The organism is Brachybacterium sp. FME24, from assembly GCF_014897705.1.
In the GTDB taxonomy this organism is placed as follows: Bacteria; Actinomycetota; Actinomycetes; order Actinomycetales; family Dermabacteraceae; genus Brachybacterium.
The window spans coordinates 194,753-213,607 of record NZ_JABUXV010000003.1; the positions used below are offsets into that span (position 1 = coordinate 194,753).

19 protein-coding genes are annotated in these 18,855 nt (G+C 69.2%); 7 read left to right on the top strand and 12 right to left on the bottom strand.

Going from position 1 to position 18,855, the window contains the following annotated elements:
- Positions 1-87 precede the first annotated feature (87 nt).
- A complete protein-coding gene (locus INT51_RS04610) occupies positions 88-606 on the top strand; it encodes a hypothetical protein (protein WP_193104028.1) in 519 nt (172 codons plus the stop codon).
- 63 nt (positions 607-669) lie between these two features.
- Here the strand turns inward: INT51_RS04610 and INT51_RS04615 are convergent, their stop codons facing one another.
- Positions 670-996: a DUF4333 domain-containing protein gene (locus tag INT51_RS04615; protein WP_193104029.1), complete on the bottom strand. Its 327-nt coding sequence runs from the start codon at positions 994-996 to the stop codon at positions 670-672.
- 309 nt (positions 997-1,305) lie between these two features.
- Here INT51_RS04615 and INT51_RS04620 point away from each other — a divergent pair, with 309 nt between their 5' ends.
- The gene (locus INT51_RS04620; RefSeq protein WP_193104030.1) at positions 1,306-2,388 is read left to right on the top strand and encodes an LLM class flavin-dependent oxidoreductase; all 1,083 of its coding nucleotides are present in this window, start codon (positions 1,306-1,308) and stop codon (positions 2,386-2,388) included.
- 111 nt (positions 2,389-2,499) lie between these two features.
- Positions 2,500-2,715: an ECF-type sigma factor gene (locus INT51_RS04625; RefSeq protein WP_193104031.1), complete on the top strand. Its 216-nt coding sequence runs from the start codon at positions 2,500-2,502 to the stop codon at positions 2,713-2,715.
- Positions 2,716-2,731: 16 nt separating this feature from the next.
- On the opposite strand, the gene INT51_RS04630 is transcribed toward INT51_RS04625, so the two are convergent.
- The gene (locus tag INT51_RS04630; protein ID WP_193104032.1) at positions 2,732-3,274 is read right to left on the bottom strand and encodes a DUF2199 domain-containing protein; all 543 of its coding nucleotides are present in this window, start codon (positions 3,272-3,274) and stop codon (positions 2,732-2,734) included.
- 177 nt (positions 3,275-3,451) lie between these two features.
- Here INT51_RS04630 and INT51_RS04635 point away from each other — a divergent pair, with 177 nt between their 5' ends.
- Positions 3,452-4,444, top strand: a complete 993-nt coding sequence (locus INT51_RS04635) for a 3-methyladenine DNA glycosylase (protein WP_193104033.1) — start codon at positions 3,452-3,454, stop codon at positions 4,442-4,444.
- A 58-nt stretch (positions 4,445-4,502) separates the two neighbouring features.
- Positions 4,503-7,070 (top strand): RNA helicase, encoded by a 2,568-nt coding sequence (locus INT51_RS04640; RefSeq protein WP_193104034.1) that lies wholly within the window; start codon positions 4,503-4,505, stop codon positions 7,068-7,070.
- Between the two features lie 93 nt (positions 7,071-7,163).
- On the opposite strand, the gene INT51_RS04645 is transcribed toward INT51_RS04640, so the two are convergent.
- The 10 genes from INT51_RS04645 to INT51_RS04690 all read right to left on the bottom strand — a co-directional run bounded on the left by INT51_RS04645 (position 7,164) and on the right by INT51_RS04690 (position 16,971).
- Positions 7,164-7,553 (bottom strand): hypothetical protein, encoded by a 390-nt coding sequence (locus INT51_RS04645; RefSeq protein ID WP_193104035.1) that lies wholly within the window; start codon positions 7,551-7,553, stop codon positions 7,164-7,166.
- A gap of 128 nt (positions 7,554-7,681) precedes the next feature.
- A complete protein-coding gene (locus INT51_RS04650) occupies positions 7,682-8,707 on the bottom strand; it encodes a serine protease (RefSeq protein WP_193104036.1) in 1,026 nt (341 codons plus the stop codon).
- Positions 8,708-8,864: 157 nt separating this feature from the next.
- Complete coding sequence (locus INT51_RS04655; RefSeq protein WP_193104037.1) at positions 8,865-9,122, bottom strand: hypothetical protein; 258 nt, start codon at positions 9,120-9,122, stop codon at positions 8,865-8,867.
- Between the two features lie 11 nt (positions 9,123-9,133).
- Complete coding sequence (locus tag INT51_RS04660) at positions 9,134-9,697, bottom strand: histidine phosphatase family protein (protein WP_193104038.1); 564 nt, start codon at positions 9,695-9,697, stop codon at positions 9,134-9,136.
- A 56-nt stretch (positions 9,698-9,753) separates the two neighbouring features.
- Complete coding sequence (locus INT51_RS04665; protein ID WP_193104039.1) at positions 9,754-10,281, bottom strand: glycine cleavage system protein R; 528 nt, start codon at positions 10,279-10,281, stop codon at positions 9,754-9,756.
- Between the two features lie 49 nt (positions 10,282-10,330).
- On the bottom strand, positions 10,331-11,953 hold the full coding sequence (cimA, locus tag INT51_RS04670; RefSeq protein WP_193104040.1) for a citramalate synthase: 1,623 nt from the start codon (positions 11,951-11,953) through the stop codon (positions 10,331-10,333).
- Positions 11,954-11,960: 7 nt separating this feature from the next.
- On the bottom strand, positions 11,961-13,052 hold the full coding sequence (locus tag INT51_RS04675; RefSeq protein WP_193104041.1) for a branched-chain amino acid aminotransferase: 1,092 nt from the start codon (positions 13,050-13,052) through the stop codon (positions 11,961-11,963).
- A 39-nt stretch (positions 13,053-13,091) separates the two neighbouring features.
- Positions 13,092-14,171, bottom strand: coding sequence for a 3-isopropylmalate dehydrogenase (locus INT51_RS04680; protein ID WP_193104042.1), 1,080 nt, complete (start codon positions 14,169-14,171; stop codon positions 13,092-13,094).
- Between the two features lie 37 nt (positions 14,172-14,208).
- On the bottom strand, positions 14,209-15,816 hold the full coding sequence (gene serA, locus INT51_RS04685; RefSeq protein WP_193104043.1) for a phosphoglycerate dehydrogenase: 1,608 nt from the start codon (positions 15,814-15,816) through the stop codon (positions 14,209-14,211).
- A gap of 180 nt (positions 15,817-15,996) precedes the next feature.
- Positions 15,997-16,971: a TetR/AcrR family transcriptional regulator gene (locus tag INT51_RS04690; protein ID WP_193104044.1), complete on the bottom strand. Its 975-nt coding sequence runs from the start codon at positions 16,969-16,971 to the stop codon at positions 15,997-15,999.
- Positions 16,972-17,156: 185 nt separating this feature from the next.
- Here INT51_RS04690 and INT51_RS04695 point away from each other — a divergent pair, with 185 nt between their 5' ends.
- Entirely contained in the window at positions 17,157-18,026 is an 870-nt protein-coding gene (locus INT51_RS04695) for an ABC transporter ATP-binding protein (protein WP_193104045.1), read from the top strand.
- Positions 18,023-18,814: an ABC transporter permease gene (locus INT51_RS04700; protein ID WP_193104046.1), complete on the top strand. Its 792-nt coding sequence runs from the start codon at positions 18,023-18,025 to the stop codon at positions 18,812-18,814. Before INT51_RS04695 ends, INT51_RS04700 begins: the two co-directional genes overlap by 4 nt.
- Positions 18,815-18,855 lie beyond the last annotated feature (41 nt).

Here is an 18,855-nt window from a genome sequence, read left to right on the forward strand (position 1 = left end):
GTCCGACGGAGCGTCCTCTACGATCGCCTCGACCGTAAAGGGGGTCACGCGATGCGCCGATCCTCGCCGTCGGAAGGAACCCGCGCCGTGTCCGCACCCGTTGCCCACCGGAACCCGCGCGTCTTCTATCGCGCCGGGCCCTCCACGCTGTACAAGGTGCTGGTGGCGGTCCAGCTGACAATCCTCACCCTCACGATGTCGAGCGGGGTCCTGCTCGCCGTCCTCGTCCCGGAGGACCCGCACCTTCCCCTCGCGGCGGTCTGCCTGCTGATGCTGTGCGTCCTCGGGACCGGGGTCGCGCTCCTGCTCCGCCCCGCCTTCCGCGTGACCACCGTCGGCATCGAGGTGCGGGGGTACCTCGTCGCCCACCGCCTCGGCTGGGCGGAGATCGCCGTCGTGGAGATCGACCGTGCCCTCATGAACCGGGGTGCGACCGTGGTCGTGCTGCGGGACGGCCGACGCATCCGCAGCGCACTGACGGGATCCCGCTTCGCCCTGTATCGCGGCGAGTCCATCCACGACCACGGATCCGACCTGCTGCAGCCTGCTCGTCCCACGCGAGCCGCGATCGACACGCATCGTCGATGGCTGCACGGGGCCCTCTGAGCCCTGCCGGACGACGTCCCACGAGGGTTCGTCCCTGTCGACGGCCGCGGTCCGTGGCCCCGGTCAGTTGGCCTCGTCGGCGACCTCGATGTCGAAGTTCACGGTGTCGTCCTCGACGGCGGTGACCGTGACCATCACGTCGATGCTCTCCCCGTCCGCGGTGAGCTCGCAGGTCATCTCGGCGCCCTCCTCGGCCGGGAGGTCCTCCGGGCAGGAGACCTCGTCGGGCTCCTGCCCGACCTGTGCGGTGAGCTGCTCGGAGATCTTCGTCTCGACCTCGTCGGCGGGAAGAGAGCCGGCGCCGAGCAATCCGCACCCGGCAAGCGCGAAGGTTGCCGCAGCGGTGAGGGCGAGCGGGCGAACGACGGAGCGTAGGCGGGTGGTCGACATGGTTTCCTCCTGGATATCTGCCGGTGCAGCAGCCCATGACGGCGACCGGACACAGCACAGCGATGAAGGTCCATCCTCAGGGCACGAGGCAGATCCGTCGATGGGGAGAAGTCCCCACCGTTCGAGGTCACCGCGCGGCCGGGCGGTCCGCTCCACCTTCTGCGCGGCCACGCCGCTGACGGAGATCCGGTGACGCTCGGTCGCCTCACCCACTGGACACCAGGGCCCGTCAGCCCCATACTTGAAACATCAACAATACTGGAGAGAGCGAATCCCGCTCCCCCGGCTACCCAGGAGGCTCGCATCAGCATGAGCATCGACCCACGATCCGTCACCTTCGGCCTGGACACCTTCGGGGACGTCACCCTCGACGACGCAGGCCAGCCCGTTCCCGCCGCTCAGGTCATTCGCGACATCGTCGCCCAGGGTGAGCTCGCCGATGCGGTGGGCATCGACCACTTCTCGATCGGCGAGCACCATCGACCGGACTTCGCCGTGAGCGCCCCGGACACGGTCTTGGCCGGCCTCGCGACCCGCACCGAGCGCATCACGCTGGGCACCGCCGTGATCGTGCTGAGCTCCGACGATCCGATTCGTGTCTTCGAGCGCTTCTCGACCTTGGACGCCCTCTCGCACGGCCGGGCGGAGCTCACCGTCGGGCGGGGTTCGTTCACCGAGTCGTTCCCGCTGTTCGGATTCGACATGCAGGACTACGAGACCCTGTTCGAGGAGAAGCTCGACCTGCTCGGCGCGGTACTCCCCCAGGAGCCGGTCACCTGGTCCGGCAGCATCCGCCCACCCCTGAGGCAGCAGTCGGTCCACCCCCGCATGGAGCGCACGCTGCCCACCTGGGTGGCCGTCGGCGGCAGCCCGAACTCCGTGGTGCGAGCAGCCCGGCATGGATTCCCCCTGATGCTCGCGATCATCGGCGGCCCGGCAGAGCGCTTCGCGCCCTACGTGAGCCTGTTCCACGAGGCCTCCGAGAAGCTCGGTCGCGACCGCCTGCCGGTCGGCGTGCATTCCCCCGGCCATATCGCGGCCGACGATGCCACCGCCCGCAACCAGCTCGCCCCGCACTGGCTCCACAACCGCAACGAGATCGGCCGGGAACGAGGATGGGGGCCCGCCGGCATCGCCGAGTTCGAGGCCGAGGTGCATCACGGCGCCCTGTACGTCGGCGGCGTGGAGACCGTCGCGCAGAAGATCGCCACCACCCTCCAGACCCTCGACGTGAATCGATTCGACCTGAAGTACGCCAGCGGCCCCATGCCGCACGGCCAGCTCACGGAATCCATCGAGCTGTACGGCACGAAGGTCATCCCGCGCGTGCGTGAGCTGCTCGAGCAGGGCGCCACCGTGCCCCAACAGCACTCAGCCTTCGACGAGGCCTGAGGCCCGCTTCGTATCGATCGTCAACATCTATTGACGAACGGGGGCGCGCCGCGTAGTGTGTCAACACATATTGACGCCTAGGTTCATCGACTCGCTGTCGGAGGGAAGCTCATGCAGACCGCACTGGAACAGGCCGAGAATCCAGACCCTCGTGACGGGCTGCGTGAATGCGCCGCGCGGCGCGTTCAGCTCGAACAGGATCAATCCGCGCTCGTCCGGCGGGCACGGGTGGAGGGCCTCTCCTGGGCGGAGATAGCCTTCGCGCTCGGCGTCACCCGGCAAGCAGCGCATCGCAAGTACAGCGGATCCCGGTTCCGCCGCGAGTGATCCCTGCGGCGATCCCTCAGAGGTCGATCGCGGGCAGCAGCGTCGAGCGGATGCGCAGTTCCGCCTCCCTCCTCGTGATTCCGTCGTAGAAGTCCCGCACCAGCGGATGCCCGAACGTCGAGTCGGGCACGATCAGGGGCCGGCTCATGCCGCGCGTGATGACCTGCACCGGCACGGCGAAGGGGTTCGGGTATCCGGGAATCGCCGTGGCCAGCTGCCCGGAGTAGTGCTCACGATGGTCGGGATCGTCGTAGTGCTCGACGTAGTCCTCGTAGCTCACGCCGCTGAGGCCGGCCCACGGCCCGTACTCGAGCGTGACGGCTTCCCCGATGATCGGCATCGAGAGGATCACGCGCACGAAGCAGTCGGGGCGGCCTCCATGGTGGATCACGCAGAGGTCGTCGGTGGCCTGGGCGTGGAATCTCCTCGCGTGCGTGCCGAGCTCGAGATACGGATCGGGCCGACGGAAGGCGAGCACGGGCCACGGGCTGGTCGCTGTGCCGTCGGTGCCTTCGTGGTGCTCTCCGCAATATGCGCAGTCGAAATCTATGCCGGTCATCCTGATGCTCCTCGCCCGGTCGCAGCGTCTCGTGCTCTGAGCTCACCGTAGGTGAGCACCTGACCGCGCTGCGGGGGCCGGGGCACGGCTGTGGACGTCGGCACCATGGGGAGGAACGAACGCCGCGGGCTCGTACGATGGGTCAGACCCCGATCCCGCCGGCAGAAGGAGCACGAGGTGAGCACACCGTCCATCGCTGCTCCGTGGCTCGTCATGACGGCGAAGGAGGCTGCGCGGGCCCGCCAGGAGCATGAAGCGCGCGCCGACGCCCTGACCGCCGCACACCGAGAGCGCAAGCAGCGCGGGATGAAGCATCCCGTCGAGGACTTCCTGTTCACCTACTACCCCTTCTCCCCTGCCAAGCTGCGCCGCTGGCATCCGGGCTGGGAGATCGCCTACGACGCACGCGCCGATCTCGATGTGCATGGACAGCCGTCCATCGCCGACGTCGACACCACCGGGCAGCGCTCCTGGTACCTCGACGTTCCCGCGGGAACGTCCACCGACCGCGCCGTGACGACGCGACGGGCCGACGTCGAGCGCTACCTGGCCGAGCGGTCCTCGGCCCTTGCCTTCATGACCCGCCTGCTCTCGGCGTCCTCGCTCAGCAGGCGCCGGCCGCAGTTCGGCTGTTTCGGCCTGCACGAGTGGGCGATGGTGCACCGGCTCGGGGAGGGACAGCAGCGCCATGAGGACCTGCCGCTGCGCCTCACCCCGACCGAGACCGACCAGGTCGTCGAGCGGGAGAACCTGGTGTGCTCGCACATCGACGCGTTCCGCTTCTTCACCCCGTCGGCCTCCCCGCTCAATGCCCTGCAGCCCAGCCGCGCCACCCAGGTCGATCTCGACAACCCCGCGTGCCTGCATGTCGGGATGGATCTGTACAAGTGGGCCATGAAGCTCACCCCGCTGGTGCCGTCCGCACTCGTCCTGGACTGCTTCGAGCATGCCCGCGAGACCCGGGTGCTGGACATGGAGGCGAGTCCGTATGACGTGCGGCCGCTCGGCTACGGCGTCGTGCCGATCGAGACCTCACAGGGCAAGGCCGAGTACGTGCAACGCCAGCGCGTGCTCGCCGAGCACGCCGACGCGCTGCGCATGCGGGTTCTGGACCATGTCCTCGCGTTCGACGACGCGACTGGCCGTGCCGATCGAGGCCGGCAGCACTGAGCTGGACTGCTGACCCTTCGGGGCCGGTGCTGCCTGCTCCCCCTGGCAGACTGGCCCCATGCCGATCCTGACGCCGTTCCTGCCCGAGAACCACACCGCCGCCGGTCAGGACGCAGTTGTCGACGGTTTCATGGAGGCCCAGGAATCCGTCGGCCGCACGCTGTACCCGCACCAGGAGGAGGCGCTGCTGGCGATCGCTGCCGGCGATCACGTCATCGCCGCCACTCCCACCGGCTCGGGCAAGACCACCATCGCGTACTCCGCGCTCTTCGCCGCCATGGCCCGCGGGGAGCGCTCGTACTACACGGCCCCCATCAAGGCGCTGGTCAGCGAGAAGTTCTTCGACCTGGTCGGGCAGTTCGGCGCCGAGAACGTGGGCATGATGACCGGCGACTCCAGCGTGAACCACGATGCCCCGATCATCGTGTGCACCGCGGAGATCTTCGCCAACCACGCCCTGCGCGACGGCCCCGGCAGCGACGTCGGCCTCGCGGTCATGGACGAGTTCCACTATTACGGAGACCCCCAGCGCGGCTGGGCCTGGCAGGTGCCGCTGGTCGAACTGCCCGACTGCCAGTTCGTGCTCATGAGCGCAACCCTCGGCGACGTGACCAGCCTGGTGACGGACCTCCGGGACCGCACCGAGCGCGACGTGAGCGTGATCGATGACGCCCCGCGCCCCGTGCCGCTCGACTTCCGCTGGTCGCTCGAACCGCTGCCGGACACGATCGAGACGATCCTGCAGGACCGCGACGCCCCGGTCTACATCGTCCACTTCACCCAGAAGGACGCCCTCGAGCAGGCACAGGCCCTGCTCGGGCAGAAGATCCTCACCGGTGAGGAGAAGGAGCGGATCCGCGAGATCATCGGCGACTTCCGCTTCTCCAAGGGCTTCGGGCAGTCCCTGTCCAAGCTCGTGCGCGACGGCATCGGCGTGCACCACGCGGGGATGCTCCCGAAGTACCGCCGTCTGGTCGAGAAGCTCGCCCAGTCCGGACTGCTGAAGATCATCTGCGGCACCGACACCCTCGGCGTGGGCATCAACGTACCGATCCGCACTGTGCTGCTGACAGGGCTCGCGAAGTTCGACGGCAAGCGGATGCGTCTGCTGAACGCTCGGGAGTTCCACCAGATCGCGGGGCGCGCGGGCCGAGCCGGCTTCGACACGATCGGTCACATCGTGGTGCAGGCGCCGACGTGGACCATCGACTTCGAGCGCGAACGGGCCAAGCAGCGCCAGCGCGAAGAGGCCGGCAAAGCCCCCAACAGTGCGAAGAAGCGCAAGAAGGAGCCCAAGCCCCGGATCCCGGACGGCGCGGTCTCCTGGTCGGAGGCCAACATGACCAAACTGGTCGAGAACGCCCCGGAGCCACTGCGCCCGCATCTGAAGATCACCGCAGGCATGGCGATCGCGCTGATCTCCCGCCCCGGGGATGCGATCGCCTCGGGCCGGCACCTCATCATGACCAGCCACCAGACCAGCACCCAGAAGCTCAAGCTGGTGAGGGACGCGGTTGAGCTCTTCCGGGGCCTGCGGGAAGCCGAGATCATCGAGGTGCTCGAGGCCCCGGACCATCTCGGCCGACGCATCGCCCTGGTCGAGGACCTGCAGCTGGACTTCACGATGAACCAGCCGCTGGCGCCGTTCGCGATCGCCATGATCGACTCCCTCGACGAGGATTCCGAGTCCTTGACCTTGGATACCGTCTCGATCCTCGAAGCGATCCTGGAGGACCCCAGGCAGGTGCTGATGGCCCAGCAGAACGCAGCCAAGGGGGAGCTGCTCGCCGAGCTGAAGGCCGACGGGGTGGAGTACACCGAGCGCATGGCCCTCCTGGACGAGGTCGGCTGGCCCAAGCCGCTGGCCGAGGATCTCGAGGCCGCATTGGAGATCTATGCGAAGACCCGACCCTGGGTGCGCATCGAGGACCTCTCCCCCAAATCCGTCGTCCGCGAGATGTACGAGACCGGTCAGACCTTCAGCGAGTTCGTCCAGCGCTACGGACTGCAGCGCTCCGAGGGCATCGTGCTGCGGTATCTCTCCGCCGCGTACCAGGCGATGCGCCGCACCCTTCCCCAGGACCTGCGCACCGAGGCTCTCGAGGATCTCATCGAGTGGCTCGGAGTACTGGTGCGCGGCATCGATTCCTCTCTGCTGGATGAGTGGGAGGCCCTGTCCCACCCGGAGGACGGCGATCCTGCTTCCGGGGATGTCGCCAGCGACCTGCGCCCCACGACGCCCCGCGGACTGTCCGCCCAGACCAAGGTGCTGCGCACCATGGTGCGGGCCTCGCTGTGGCAGCGGGTCGAGCATTTCGCCTTCGAACGCGAGGGACGACTCGGGGAACTCGACGCCGGATCGGGCTGGGACCGTCCTCGCTGGGCGGAAGCCATGGACGCGTACTACGACACCTACGACCACGTCGGCATCGACGGCCCGGCCCGCTCACCACAGCTGTTGCAGATCACCGAGGAGTCGAAACTCTGGCGGATCCGGCAGGTGCTGGACGATCCTGACCGCAACCACGACTGGGCGATCGAGGCGGAGCTCGACCTCGAGGCGACCGACGAGGCCGGTGAACCCGTGCTCACGATCACCCATGTCGGAGACATCGCCGACCGCTGAGATGCCCTTCACGCGCCACAGGCCGGCACCCTCTCGGGCACCGGCCTGTGTCACTGTGAGCTGCTCGGGCGGCCGTGGAGCGCCGCCGCGCAACTAGTACCGCGGGTTGACCTCGACCTGCGGATTGACCTCGACCCACTGCGGGTTGACCTCGACCTGCGGATTGACCTCGACCCACTGCGGGTTGACCTCGACCTGCGGGTTGACCTCGACCCGCTGCGGGTTGACCTCGACCTGCGGATTGACCTCGACCCACTGCGGGTTGACCTCGACCTGCGGATTGACCTCGACCCACTGCGGGTTGACCTCGACCTGCGGGTTGACCTCGACCCGCTGCGGATTCACCTCGACTGCTGAAGCGAAGCCCGCACCTGCGAGAGTCAGCCCCGCAGCAAGAGCGGCGCCGCCGACGACGCGGGCGCCTCGGCTCATCCAGGACATGGCGGGGGAACGGACGGACTGCATGTGGCTCTTCTGAGTCATCACGGGTCACCTTTCAGGAGACTGGCGTCGGGACCAGCACGGACAAGTCCGACAATACGCAATGTTACCCGCTTCACACCAGGGGGCGCCATCGCCTGTCCTTCCTGCACATCACGCAGCAGAACGGCTCACGCGGCGGAGGCCGCCTCGTAGACCTCTTCGGCGACGTCACCGAGGTACGGGCCGTACATGACGTTCGGCTGCGAGGTGTATCCGAAGCTGTTCACCGAGACCTGGTACCCCTCGGGGCCGTCCCCGACGAACCATGGGCCGCCGGACGACCCCCCGGTCATATCGCAGTCGATCCCCTGGTCATCGGTGCCACCCAGGGTGTCATCGAAGCCGGTGCCCTGGCACTGCTCGAGAGTCTCGCCGTCGAACGGTGCGGCGGCCGGGTAGCCGAAGGACGTGTACAGCGCCCCGCGGTCGGTATTGAACTCGATCCCGGAACCGCCCACCGTGTCGGTGAGCGTCGCGGTTCCGCTCTCGGGCTCGACGGTCGCGAAGGCGATGTCGTAGTTCATGTCCTCCTGGCCGACCCATTGGTCAGTGGCGAAGAGATCAGAGGCGCTCCACAGACCGTATGGGGCCTGTCCGTTGTCGTATCCCGGGGCGAACACCCAGTTGCTGGCCCAGGTGCCGGCCTCGTTCACGCAGTGACCTGCCGTCGAGACGGTCGAGCCGTTCCCGGAGGCGACCGCGTTGCCGGAGCACACGTAGTCGGCGCCGTTCACCGTGAAGAACACCTTGCCGACGTGATCGGTGCCGGCGGCAGCGGCGGTCCGGGACCCGTCGTGGGTACCGGGCGCGGCCTGTGGGGAGGCGTCCGCCTGGGGGTTCACCTCGACGGCCGGAATCTTCACGGAGTCGGAGGCCTCGACCTGACCATCCGGCGCCTCGTTCTCGGCGATGAGCTCGTCGGCCGGGGTCGCGGACTCCATGCGCTCCGCGGTCCAGTACTCGACGGCGTCACCTTGTGAGGACTCTGAAAGCGTCGTGGCCTCGAGATCGTTGTCGCTCGGGTCGGCCGTGGCGAGGCCGGCACCGCCGAAGGTCAGGGCTGCCGCGAAGGCGACGCCGCCTGCCGCCCTGGCGCCGCGGCCGAGGCGGGAGAGGAAGGGGGTGCAATCATCCTGGGGATCTGGGGAGTGCATCACTGGGGGATCCTTTCGGGGGAACGGGCGCGGTCTGAGGAACCGCGGTGCCACGCTATGCGACGTGATGCCGTTCACACCAGAGGTTCGACGCGATCAAGTGACCCAAGGGTCACCATCTGCCGCGGCGACCGACTGCCACCCTTCGCCCTCTCCGCTAGTCGTCGCGCTCTGCAGCCTGCACCCCGTCAACGCAGGTCGCTCCACCCTTCGTCACTCCGAGTCCCGACTCCCCCGGCTCCTGCGACTCCGCCTCGTCTCCGTGCGCCGCACCGGGTGAATCCGCCGAAAGCTCTCTCTCGAAAGGGGCGGGCCGTGCGGCGTGTCGCCGCTGCGCGGTCCAATAGGCGGCAGCGGACCCGACACCGTCGGACAGTTCGCGGGCGGCGGGATCCTCCGAGCGTCGTGCAGTCATGGCGAAGCTCCTCACAGGTCGACGAGATGGCCGACGTCGCTGACAGCGAGCACCGACCATTCTCCGGTCGGACGGATGCGCAGTTCGGTGAGGCTCGCAGCGGCCACCGGCAGCTGCATCCAGGCGGCGGGCGGGGCTCCGAGCGCGGCGCTCACGAAGGCGCCGACCACGAAGGCGTGGGTGACCGCGAGAAGCGTTCCGGGCTCCCCCGACGCGCTGAGCTCCTCCCATGCCCGGCCGAGCGCCGCCGCATCCTCGTCCCGCTCCTGGACCGGGGTCTGCTGCAGGCGCTCCCAGCGGTGGCGCGGGTAGTCTCCCCAGCGGTCGGCCGAGGGGCGCGGCGTGCGGTCCTCGAGGAGCGAGGTCGGGCGGGAGTCCAGGCCGATGCCCTGTGCGAGGATCTCGGCGCTCTCCCGGGCGCGGCGTCGCGGTCCGTGCCGCAGCTCATCGATGTCCTCTCCTCGAAGACGTGCAGCGAGCGCCTGGGCCTGACGGGCACCGACCTCGCTGAGTGCGGGGTCGGCGTCGTCGTGTGCGGCCGCCTGGGCATGGCGTACGAGCAGGATCCGGTCCATGGCGCCGAACCTATCAAGGAGAGCCCAGGAGGCCCGTGCTCAGAGGCCCGTCGGGGTCAGTCCCTCGCGTCGAGTTCCAGGTCGACCATGAGCTCCGCGGCGATCCGCTCGAGCGCGTCGCGGATCTGGGTCTCGTCGGTGCCGGTGGCCAGACGCACCTCGGCCTCCGCCTCGAACAGCATGCCGCCCCCCTCGGGAGCCGCGCGGGTCCAGCTGCGCAGACCGTCGATCGTGGCGCCCTGCGAGGTGAGAGCCGTGGTGATCTCTCGGACCATTCCGGTGCGGTCCTGCCCCAGCAGATGCAGCTGCAGCGACTCGCCGGTGGCGGCCCGGCCCGCACCGGTCGCAGCGGCGCTGGCTTCGACCTCGAGGCCCACCTCGTCGGCCAGGGCGGGGAGAGTGTTCAGGAATCCCTCGACGTTCTCCTCCGGAAGGTCCACCTGGACGATTCCGGCGAACTTCCCGGCGAGCAGGGCCAGCTGGCTGTCGACCCAGTTCCCGCCGTGCTCGTCGACGGCGGCAGCGAGGGCGGCGACGAGGCCGGGGCGGTCGTCTCCGAGGGCGGTGAGCAGGTAGGTCGTCATGGCCACAGGCTAATGCTTCCTTCCTGGTGCGACGAGCCGCGACGCGGGATCAGACGCCTGCCTTGTACAGCCCGTAGGTGTACGCGTCGAAGATCGCCTCCCACGAGGCCTCGATGAGGTTCGGCCCCACGCCCACGGTCTGGAACTCGAGCCCGCGACCGGAGGTGCGCACGAGAACCCGGGTGGTGGCATCGGTGCCGTGCTGCGCGTCGAGGATCCGCACCTTGAAGTCCTGCAGCTCGAAGTCGTCGATCATCGGGTATCGGTCCCGCAGAGCAGCCCGCAGTGCGAGGTCCAGGGCGTGGACGGGCCCGTTGCCCTCGGCGATCGCCACCTTCCGCTCCCGCTCCCCCTGGGCATCTCCCGCGAGCTTCACGGTCGCCTCGGTCTCGAGCACGCCATCGCGCCCCTGCTGCGAGGTCGTCCGCCAGGATTCGACCTGCACGAAGCTCGGCACCTGGCCGAGCTCATCGAGCACGAGCAGCTCGAAGGAGGCATCAGCCGCCTCGTAGGAGTAACCCTCCGCCTCGCGCTGCTTGACCGTTGCGGCCAGGCGCGAGAGGAGATCGGGGTCCCCGGTGAGGTCGAAGCCCAGCTCACGGCCCTTGAGTTCGATCGAGGAGCGGCCGGCCATGTCAGAGATGATCATGCGCATGTCGTTGCCGATCGCGCGCGGATCGATGTGCTGGTAGAGGTCGGGGTCCACGCGGATGGCGCTGGCGTGCAGACCGGCCTTGTGCGCGAAGGCGCTCGCACCGACATAGGGCGCCCGCGGGGTGACCGGCATGTTGACGATCTCTCCGATCGCGTGCGCGATGCGGGTGGTCTCCCCGAAGGTCCCCGGGGGCACCAGATCCATCCCCATCTTCAGCTGCAGATCCGCGACCAGGGTGAGCAGGTCGGCGTTGCCGGTGCGCTCCCCGTAGCCGTTGATGCAGCCCTGGACGTGGGAGATCCCGGCGCGCACCGCGGTCAGCGCGTTGGCGACCGCGCAGCCGGAGTCGTTGTGGGTGTGCACTCCCAAGCGCGCCTGCGGATGCCCGGCGGCGACGAGACGCGCACGGAGGTCCTCGATGATCTCGGTGACCTGATGCGGGAGCATCCCTCCGTTGGTATCGCACAGGGCGACGACCTCGGCCCCCGCCTCATAGGCGGCCACGACCACGGAACTTGTGTAGTCGGCGTCGTGGACGAAGCCGTCGAAGAAGTGCTCGGCATCGACGAAGACCTCGCGGCCAAGTCCCACCAGGTGTGCCACGGTGTCGCGCACCATGGCGAGGTTCTCCTCCCCGGTGGTGCGCAGAGCGCCGGTGACGTGCCGCAGGTCGGATTTCGCGACCAGGGTGATGGTGGGAGCTCCGGAGTCGACCAGGGCTGCCACCTGGGCATCCTCGGCAACCTGGATGCCCGCCTTGCGGGTGGCGCCGAAGGCGGCCAGGCGTGCGGTGGTCAGCTCGAGCTCGCCGGCGGCGCGGGCGAAGAATTCTGTGTCGCGCGGCACGGCGCCGGGCCAGCCGCCCTCGATATACGTCACGCCGAGTTCGTCGAGGAGTCGGGCGACGGCGAGCTTGTCGGCGACCGAGAGGGTCAGTCCCTCCTGCTGGGAGCCGTCCCGCAGGGTCGTGTCGTAGACGTGGAAGTCGTGGAGGGGCGCAGTGGCTCGTGTACTCATCGTGTTCTCAGACCAGTCGGGTCAGCCAGCCGTGACGGTCCGGGATGCGGCCGTACTGGATGTCGGTGAGCTCCTGGCGCAGCGCGAGGGTGACGTCGCCGGAGCCGCCGTCACCGACTCTCCAGCTGCCGCCGTGGGCTCGGAATTCCCCGATGGGGTTGATCACCGCCGCGGTGCCGCAGGCGAACATCTCGGTGATCTCCCCGGAGTCCAGCTGCGCGAGGAGGTCGCTCATGACGAGCTTCTGCTCGACGGTCTCGAGCCCGCGGTCGGCGGCCAGGCGCAGGATCGATTCGCGGGTGACGCCCTCGAGGATCGATCCGGTCAGGGTCGGGGTGAGGAGACGACCGTCCTTCGTGATCGCGAAGACGTTCATCCCCGAGAGCTCGTCGATGCTCGTGTGGGTCTCGGAGTCCAGGAACAGGACCTCATCGGCGCCGTGCTCGGCGGCCTCGTTCTTGCCCAGCAGCGAGGAGGCATAGTTGCCGCCGCACTTGGCCGCGCCGGTGCCGCCGGCGCCGGCGCGGGCGTACTCGTCGGTGATCCACACGACTAGCGGCTGCACGCCGCGCGGGAAGTACGGGCCGGCGGGAGAGGCGATGACGTAGTACTCCACGGTGTGGGAGGCCCGCACCCCGAGGAACTCCTCGCTCGCGAACATGAAGGGTCGCAGGTACAGCGACTCCTCGCTGGTGGCCTCGGGCACCCAGGGCTCGTCGGCCGCGACCACGGCCTTCAGCGAGCTCAGGAAGTCCTCGACCGGCAGCTCCGGCAGGGCGAGTCGGCGAGCGGAGCGCTGCAGGCGCTGCGCATTGCGCTCGGGACGGAAGGTCCACACCGATCCGTCGGCGTGCCGGAACGCCTTGAGTCCCTCGAAGATCTCCTGGCCGTAGTGCAGCACCGCGACGGCCGGCGACAGCGACAGCGGGCCGAAGGGCAGCACCTCCCCCCCGCTCCAGCCGCCCTCGATCCGCCAGGTCGCGTGGGCCATGAAGTCGGTGTAGTACTGGCCGAAGCCCGGGTCGGCGAGAATTCGAGCGCGCTCATCCTCGCCGATGCGGCGAGTCAGGTCGGACTGGGTGAAGGCGAGCGCGCTCATGGGATTCTCCTCGAGGCAGTGGGGTTCGGGGCAAGTGTGTCAGTGCCCGGAGATCGCGGCGACCAGGGCGTCGCCGATCTCCGTGGTGCCGCGGGCCGCGAGATCCGCGGTCTCGGCGCGTGCGGCGAGATCCATCTCGACGGCTGCGCGCACCGCGGCGGCGGGCTCGACGTGTCCGAGGTGGTCCAGCATCAGGGCGACCGAGAGCACCGTGGCCGTGGGATCGGCCAGGTTCTTGCCCGCGATATCCGGGGCGGAGCCATGGACCGGCTCGAACATCGAGGGGAAGGCACCGGAGGGGTTGAGGTTGCCGCTCGCAGCGAGGCCGATGCCGCCGCCGACGGCCGCGGCCAGATCCGTGACGATGTCCCCGAAGAGGTTGTCGGTGACGATGACGTCGAAACGGCCGGGATCCGTGGCGAGGTAGATCATCGCGGCATCGACATGGGCGTAGTCCACGACGACGTCGGGGTGCTCGGCGCCGACCTCCTCGACGATCCGGCGCCACAGGTGACCTGCGTGGACCAGCACGTTGTGCTTGTGGACCAGGGTGAGCTTCCCGCGACGCTGCTCGGCCTGCTCGAACGCGTAGCGGACCACGCGCTCGACGCCGACGGCGGTGTTCAGGGAGACCTCGGTGGCGACCTCCAGTGCCGTCCCGGTGCGCATGGAGCCGCCATTGCCGACATACGGGCCCTCGGTGCCTTCCCGGACCACGAGGAAGTCCATGTCGCCGGGATCGGCGAGCGGCGAGGCCACCCCCGGGAAGAGCTTGGTGGGACGCAGGTTCACGTAGTGGTCGAAACCGAAGCGGAGCTTGAGCAGCAGTCCGCGCTCGAGCACGCCCGAGGGCACATCGGGGTCGCCCACGGCTCCCAGCAGGATCGCGTCGTGCTCGGCCAGCCGGATCATGTCCTCGTCGGTGAGGGTCTCACCGGTGCGGTGCCAACGGCCCGCTCCGAGGTCGTAGTCGGTGGTCGCCACGCTGACGCCGACCGGCTCGAGGGCGGCGCGCAGGGCACGCACGCCCTGCGGCACGACCTCCTTGCCGATGCCGTCTCCCTCGATGACGGCGAGGCTCAGGACGTCGGGCGAGGCGGATGCACGGGTGGTGCTCATGGGGAACTCCGGTTCTTCGGGGTCGTCGGGACGCTGGTCAGTAGACGAGATCGACCGCGTGGATCGCGTGGGCGCCGATGCTCGTGCCGATCTGCTCGGCGAGCTCGCGGTCCACGGATTCGTCGAGGTCCAGGACCACGAGGGCCTCGGCGCCGCGGACGTTGCCCGCACGGGAGACCTGCATGCCGGCGATGTTGACGCCTGCCTCGCCCAGTCGGACGCCGTACTGGCCGATCAGGCCCGGCCCGTCGTCGTAGCGGATCAGCAGCAGGTGGTCGCTCAGCGGCACGTCCAGGGCGTGGCCGGCGACTTCGGTGAGCTTGTGCTCCTGGTCGACGCCGCTCAGGGTGCCCGAGACGGAGACGACCTCCCCGTCGCGCAGAGTGCCGCGCAGGGTGATGACATTGCGGAAGCGCTCGGAGGTCTCGTCGGTCACGAGCTGCACCGTGATCCCGCGCTCCTCGGCCAGGACCGGCGCGTTGACGTAGCTGACCTGCTCGGTCACCACGCTGCGGAAGAGGCCACGCAGGGCGGAGAGCTTGAGCGCGGTGACGTCCCGGGACGCGATCTCGCCGTGCACCTCGATATCGAGCAGCTCGGGCGATTCGCCCGCGAGGGCCGTGAAGAGCTGGCCGAGACGGTCGGCGAGGGCCACGCCGGGGCGGACCAGGTCGTCGATCGCGCCGCCGGCGACGTTCACGGCGTCGGGGACGAGTTCTCCGGCCAGTGCCAGACGCACCGATTTCGCGACGGCGACTCCGGCCTTCTCCTGGGCCTCGGCGGTCGAGGCGCCCAGATGCGGGGTGAGGGTGATGTTCTCGAGGTCCAGGAGTCGCTTCGCACTGGGTGACGATGCGGGCGGCTCGGAGGTGTACACGTCCAGTCCGGCGCCGGCGATGCGGTCCGAGCTGAGCGCCTCGTAGAGGGCGTCCTCGTCGATCAGGCCACCGCGGGCGGCGTTGACGATGTGCAGGTTCGGCTTCGCGAGCGCGAACTGCTCCGTCCCGATGAGCCCGGTGGTCTCCGGGGTCTTCGGCATGTGGACCGTGACGATGTCGGCCTCGCCCATCAGCTCGTCGAGCTCGACGACCCGGGCTCCGAGCTCGGCGGCCCGGGTGTGATTGACATAGGGGTCGTAGGCGAGCAGGTTCACGCCGAAGGGGGCGAGGCGCTCGGCGACCAGCTGCCCGATGCGGCCGAAGCCCACGACGCCGACGGTCTTGCCCAGCAGCTCGACACCGGTGAGCTGCTTGCGCTCCCAGCGACCCGACTTCACCGAGGCGTCGGCGCGCGCGAGGTTGCGCAGCGAGGTGAGGATCAGGGTGACGGCGAGCTCGGCGGCCGAGACGATGTTCGAGGTGGGTGCATTGATGACCATGACGCCGGCCGATGTCGCGGACGGGACGTCGACGTTGTCCAGGCCGACGCCTGCACGGGCGACGACCTTCAGCTGCTTCGCCGCGGCGAACACCTCGGCGTCGACCTGGGTCGCGGAGCGGACCAGGAGCGCGTCGGCCTCCGCGATGGCGGAGAGCAGTGCGGCACGGTCGGTGCCGTCGACATGGCGGACATCGGCGTCGCTGCCGAAGACCTCGATAGTGGCGGGCGAGAGTTCTTCGGCGAAGAGCACGACGGGTCGCGTCACGGGATGTTCCTCCGGGTCGGGTGGCGGCACTCGGAAAAGCCGTCTCCGGGGCCACGGAAAGAATACGACGGTGTCCGCCATACGGTCACACTGGCCAAGATTCGAGACGGGAGATCGTGGCCCGCAGCCATCCGTCGCCACCGCCGGGCGGCACCGCCGGCGCGTGCGAGGTGACGCCTTTCACTCCTTCGCCGCACTCTTCGCCGCCTCCTTCGCGAGCACCTTCGCCCGATCCCGCTCCGCCCGCAGGCGCCCCTCGCGCTTCTCGAGCTCCTGCGCGCGGCGCTGCGTGGCCTTGCGCAGCGCGATGATCGACGCCAGCTCGCTCTCGGCCGCCACGAGCGCTGCGGCCGCCGGGCGTGCAGGCTCCGTCGGCGAGGACGGCGCGCTCGCGGTCCCACCCTCCTCGAAGGCCCGCTCGATACCGGGCATCAGCAGCGAGAGCGCGACCTCCACATCGTCGTCCCCGCCCGTCGACTCCGACCCCGCCGCGGGGTCCCCGAAATAGGCCCCGGAGTCGATGAGGTCCCGAGCGTCCGGGAAGCGGCCCTCGGCGACGATCTCGCGCAGCAGCTGCTGGGTCGCCTCACCGCCGCCATCCTGCTCCACGTTCATCTCGCGATTCATCGAGGCGAAGCCGCGCGCATTGACCGCCAGCAGCATCAGCACCCCTAGCTTGTCCTCCGCGGCGCCGGGGAGCGTGCGCATGGCCCGCATCCCGGCATCGACCGCGCGCACCTGGCCCGGCATGAGCATGGTCTCGCTCGCCAGGGGGATGTCGAGCGCCCAGGGATGACGCCGATAGGCCTCCATGATCGTGCGCACCCACTGCTCGAGCCCGGCGCGCCAGTCCTTGTCGTCGATCACCCACCCCTTGTCGCCGATGGCGGCATCGAGCATCAACCCCTGCAGGTCGTCCTTGGAGGAGACGTACCGGTACAGCGCCATGGTCGTGAAGTCGAAGACTCGCGCCACCCGCTGCATGGTCACAGCAGTCAGACCCTCGCTGTCCGCGATCTCGATCGCCGCCTCCACGATCCGCTCGTGGCTCAGCTCCCGCTTGGGCCCGCGCTGCGGAGCGGCCGCGACGCCCCACGCCATGGCCACCAGTCTGGAGACGCCCTCGTCGCCCTGCCGTTCATCCTGTCGCGCCACGCTCCGCCTCCTGGTCATCCTCGGCACGCACTCCCTCGAGCCGCACCGCCGTACTCCCCGACAGCGTACGTCACACACAGTTCCTTCCCGAGAACCCTTGCCCGTCCACTGCGTGCCATGCATACTGTTTATGTTGCATACAGCAACGCGGTCATCGACTCCACCACGAACGGAACGGAACGCCCATGAACGGCACCCTCGAGATCTCCGGGCTCTCCAAGTCATATCGGGAGCCCGTCCTGGACCACCTCGACCTCACGATCGACGACGGGGTGTTCGCCCTGCTCGGCCCCAACGGCGCCGGGAAGACCACACTGGTCTCGATCCTCACCACCCTGGTGCTGCCGGATTCCGGGTACGCCCGCATCGGGGGCGTCGACGTCGTGACCTCACCGCGCGAGGCACGCCGGCTCTTCGCCGCCACCGGGCAGGAGACCACCCTGGACGACCTCCTCACAGGCCGCGAGAACCTCGTGATGCTCGGGAGACTGCTGGGACTGGGCCGGGGCGCGACGCGGCGCGCCGACGCGCTGCTCGAGCAGTTCGACCTCGCACCCGCGGGGCGTCGCACGGTCGCCACGTACTCCGGTGGCATGCGGCGGCGGCTCGATCTGGCCGCCTCCCTCCTCACGCAGCCCGCCGTGCTCTTCCTGGACGAGCCCACCACCGGGCTCGACCCCGTGAGCAGGAACCGGGTCTGGGACGACATCCGAGCCCTGGCCGAGACGGGGACGACGGTCTTCCTCACCACCCAGACGCTCGACGAGGCAGAGGCGCTCGCCGACCGCATCGCCGTTCTGCGGGCGGGGCGGCTCGTCGCCGACGGCACCGCCGAGGAGCTCATCGCCGCCGTGGGCGGTCAGAGGTTGGTCCTGCTCGACTCCGAGAGGAACGAGGTGCGCAGCATCGACACCGACGGCACCGCTGCCTCCCTGGCCCACGCCATGTCCTCCCTGCACGCGCACGAGCAGGGACTGCACGTCGCTCTGCGCTCCCCCAGCCTGGACGACGCCTTCATCGCCCTGACCCAGACCCACCAGGAGGTGGCAGCATGACCGCTCTCGCTCCCGACCGACCCAGCTCCGCGCACGGCGTGGGGCCGTGGCGCTCCAGCGGTGTATTCATCGGCCGCAGCCTGCGTCACAGCCTCCGCGACGGCGAGGGGATGCTCATGGCCGTCGCCCTGCCGGTGATTCTGCTGCTGTTGTTCACCTATGTGTTCGGCGGCGCGATCATCGCCGACGGCTACGTGGACTTCGTCGTGCCCGGCGTCATCCTCACCTGCGCCGGCTACGGCGCAGCCTCGGTGGCCGTCTCCGTGAACCGGGACATCACCCTCGGCGCCATGCGACGATTCCGCACCCTGCCGATCGTCTCCGCAACGGTGCTGGCCGGCCACGTGGTCGCCAGCGTCCTGCGGAACCTCGTGGCGACGATGATCGTGATCCTGGTGGCTCTCGCGATCGGGTTCCGCCCCTCCGCCACCGTCCTGGAGTGGTTCGGCGCCCTGGGACTCGTGGCGATGTGGATCCTCGCCATCACCGCCCTGTTCGCGTGCATCGGCCTGGTCTCGGGGAGCGTGGAGGCGGCCAATGGCTACGGGTTCATCCTGCTGTTCCTGCCCTATCTCTCCAGCGCCTTCGTGCCGATCGAGACCATGCCGGCCTGGCTGCAGCCGATCGCGACCCATCAGCCCATGGGTCCGTTGGTCGAGGCCATCCGCGCCTTGCTGACCGGTGCCGGCGAGGCGCCTGCCCTGGTTTCCCTGGCGTGGAGCTGCGGCATCATCGCGTTGTCGATGGTGCTGATCACGCTCGCCCTGCCCCGCAGCAAGGACCGTTGAGCTCGCAGTCTGCACGGCCCCCGCACGCCGACGGCGGGCGC

Excerpts from the sequence above, each read along its gene's own strand:
- INT51_RS04615 (WP_193104029.1), bottom strand. The coding sequence starts at position 996 with ATGTCGACCACCCGCCTACGCTCCGTCGTTCGCCCGCTCGCCCTCACC.
- INT51_RS04620 (WP_193104030.1), top strand. The coding sequence starts at position 1,306 with ATGAGCATCGACCCACGATCCGTCACCTTCGGCCTGGACACCTTCGGG.
- INT51_RS04625 (WP_193104031.1), top strand. The coding sequence starts at position 2,500 with ATGCAGACCGCACTGGAACAGGCCGAGAATCCAGACCCTCGTGACGGG.
- INT51_RS04630 (WP_193104032.1), bottom strand. The coding sequence starts at position 3,274 with ATGACCGGCATAGATTTCGACTGCGCATATTGCGGAGAGCACCACGAA.
- INT51_RS04640 (WP_193104034.1), top strand. The coding sequence starts at position 4,503 with ATGCCGATCCTGACGCCGTTCCTGCCCGAGAACCACACCGCCGCCGGT.
- INT51_RS04645 (WP_193104035.1), bottom strand. The coding sequence starts at position 7,553 with ATGACTCAGAAGAGCCACATGCAGTCCGTCCGTTCCCCCGCCATGTCC.
- INT51_RS04650 (WP_193104036.1), bottom strand. The coding sequence starts at position 8,707 with ATGCACTCCCCAGATCCCCAGGATGATTGCACCCCCTTCCTCTCCCGC.
- INT51_RS04655 (WP_193104037.1), bottom strand. The coding sequence starts at position 9,122 with ATGACTGCACGACGCTCGGAGGATCCCGCCGCCCGCGAACTGTCCGAC.
- INT51_RS04660 (WP_193104038.1), bottom strand. The coding sequence starts at position 9,697 with ATGGACCGGATCCTGCTCGTACGCCATGCCCAGGCGGCCGCACACGAC.
- INT51_RS04665 (WP_193104039.1), bottom strand. The coding sequence starts at position 10,281 with ATGACGACCTACCTGCTCACCGCCCTCGGAGACGACCGCCCCGGCCTC.
- cimA (WP_193104040.1), bottom strand. The coding sequence starts at position 11,953 with ATGAGTACACGAGCCACTGCGCCCCTCCACGACTTCCACGTCTACGAC.
- INT51_RS04675 (WP_193104041.1), bottom strand. The coding sequence starts at position 13,052 with ATGAGCGCGCTCGCCTTCACCCAGTCCGACCTGACTCGCCGCATCGGC.
- INT51_RS04680 (WP_193104042.1), bottom strand. The coding sequence starts at position 14,171 with ATGAGCACCACCCGTGCATCCGCCTCGCCCGACGTCCTGAGCCTCGCC.
- INT51_RS04695 (WP_193104045.1), top strand. The coding sequence starts at position 17,157 with ATGAACGGCACCCTCGAGATCTCCGGGCTCTCCAAGTCATATCGGGAG.
- INT51_RS04700 (WP_193104046.1), top strand. The coding sequence starts at position 18,023 with ATGACCGCTCTCGCTCCCGACCGACCCAGCTCCGCGCACGGCGTGGGG.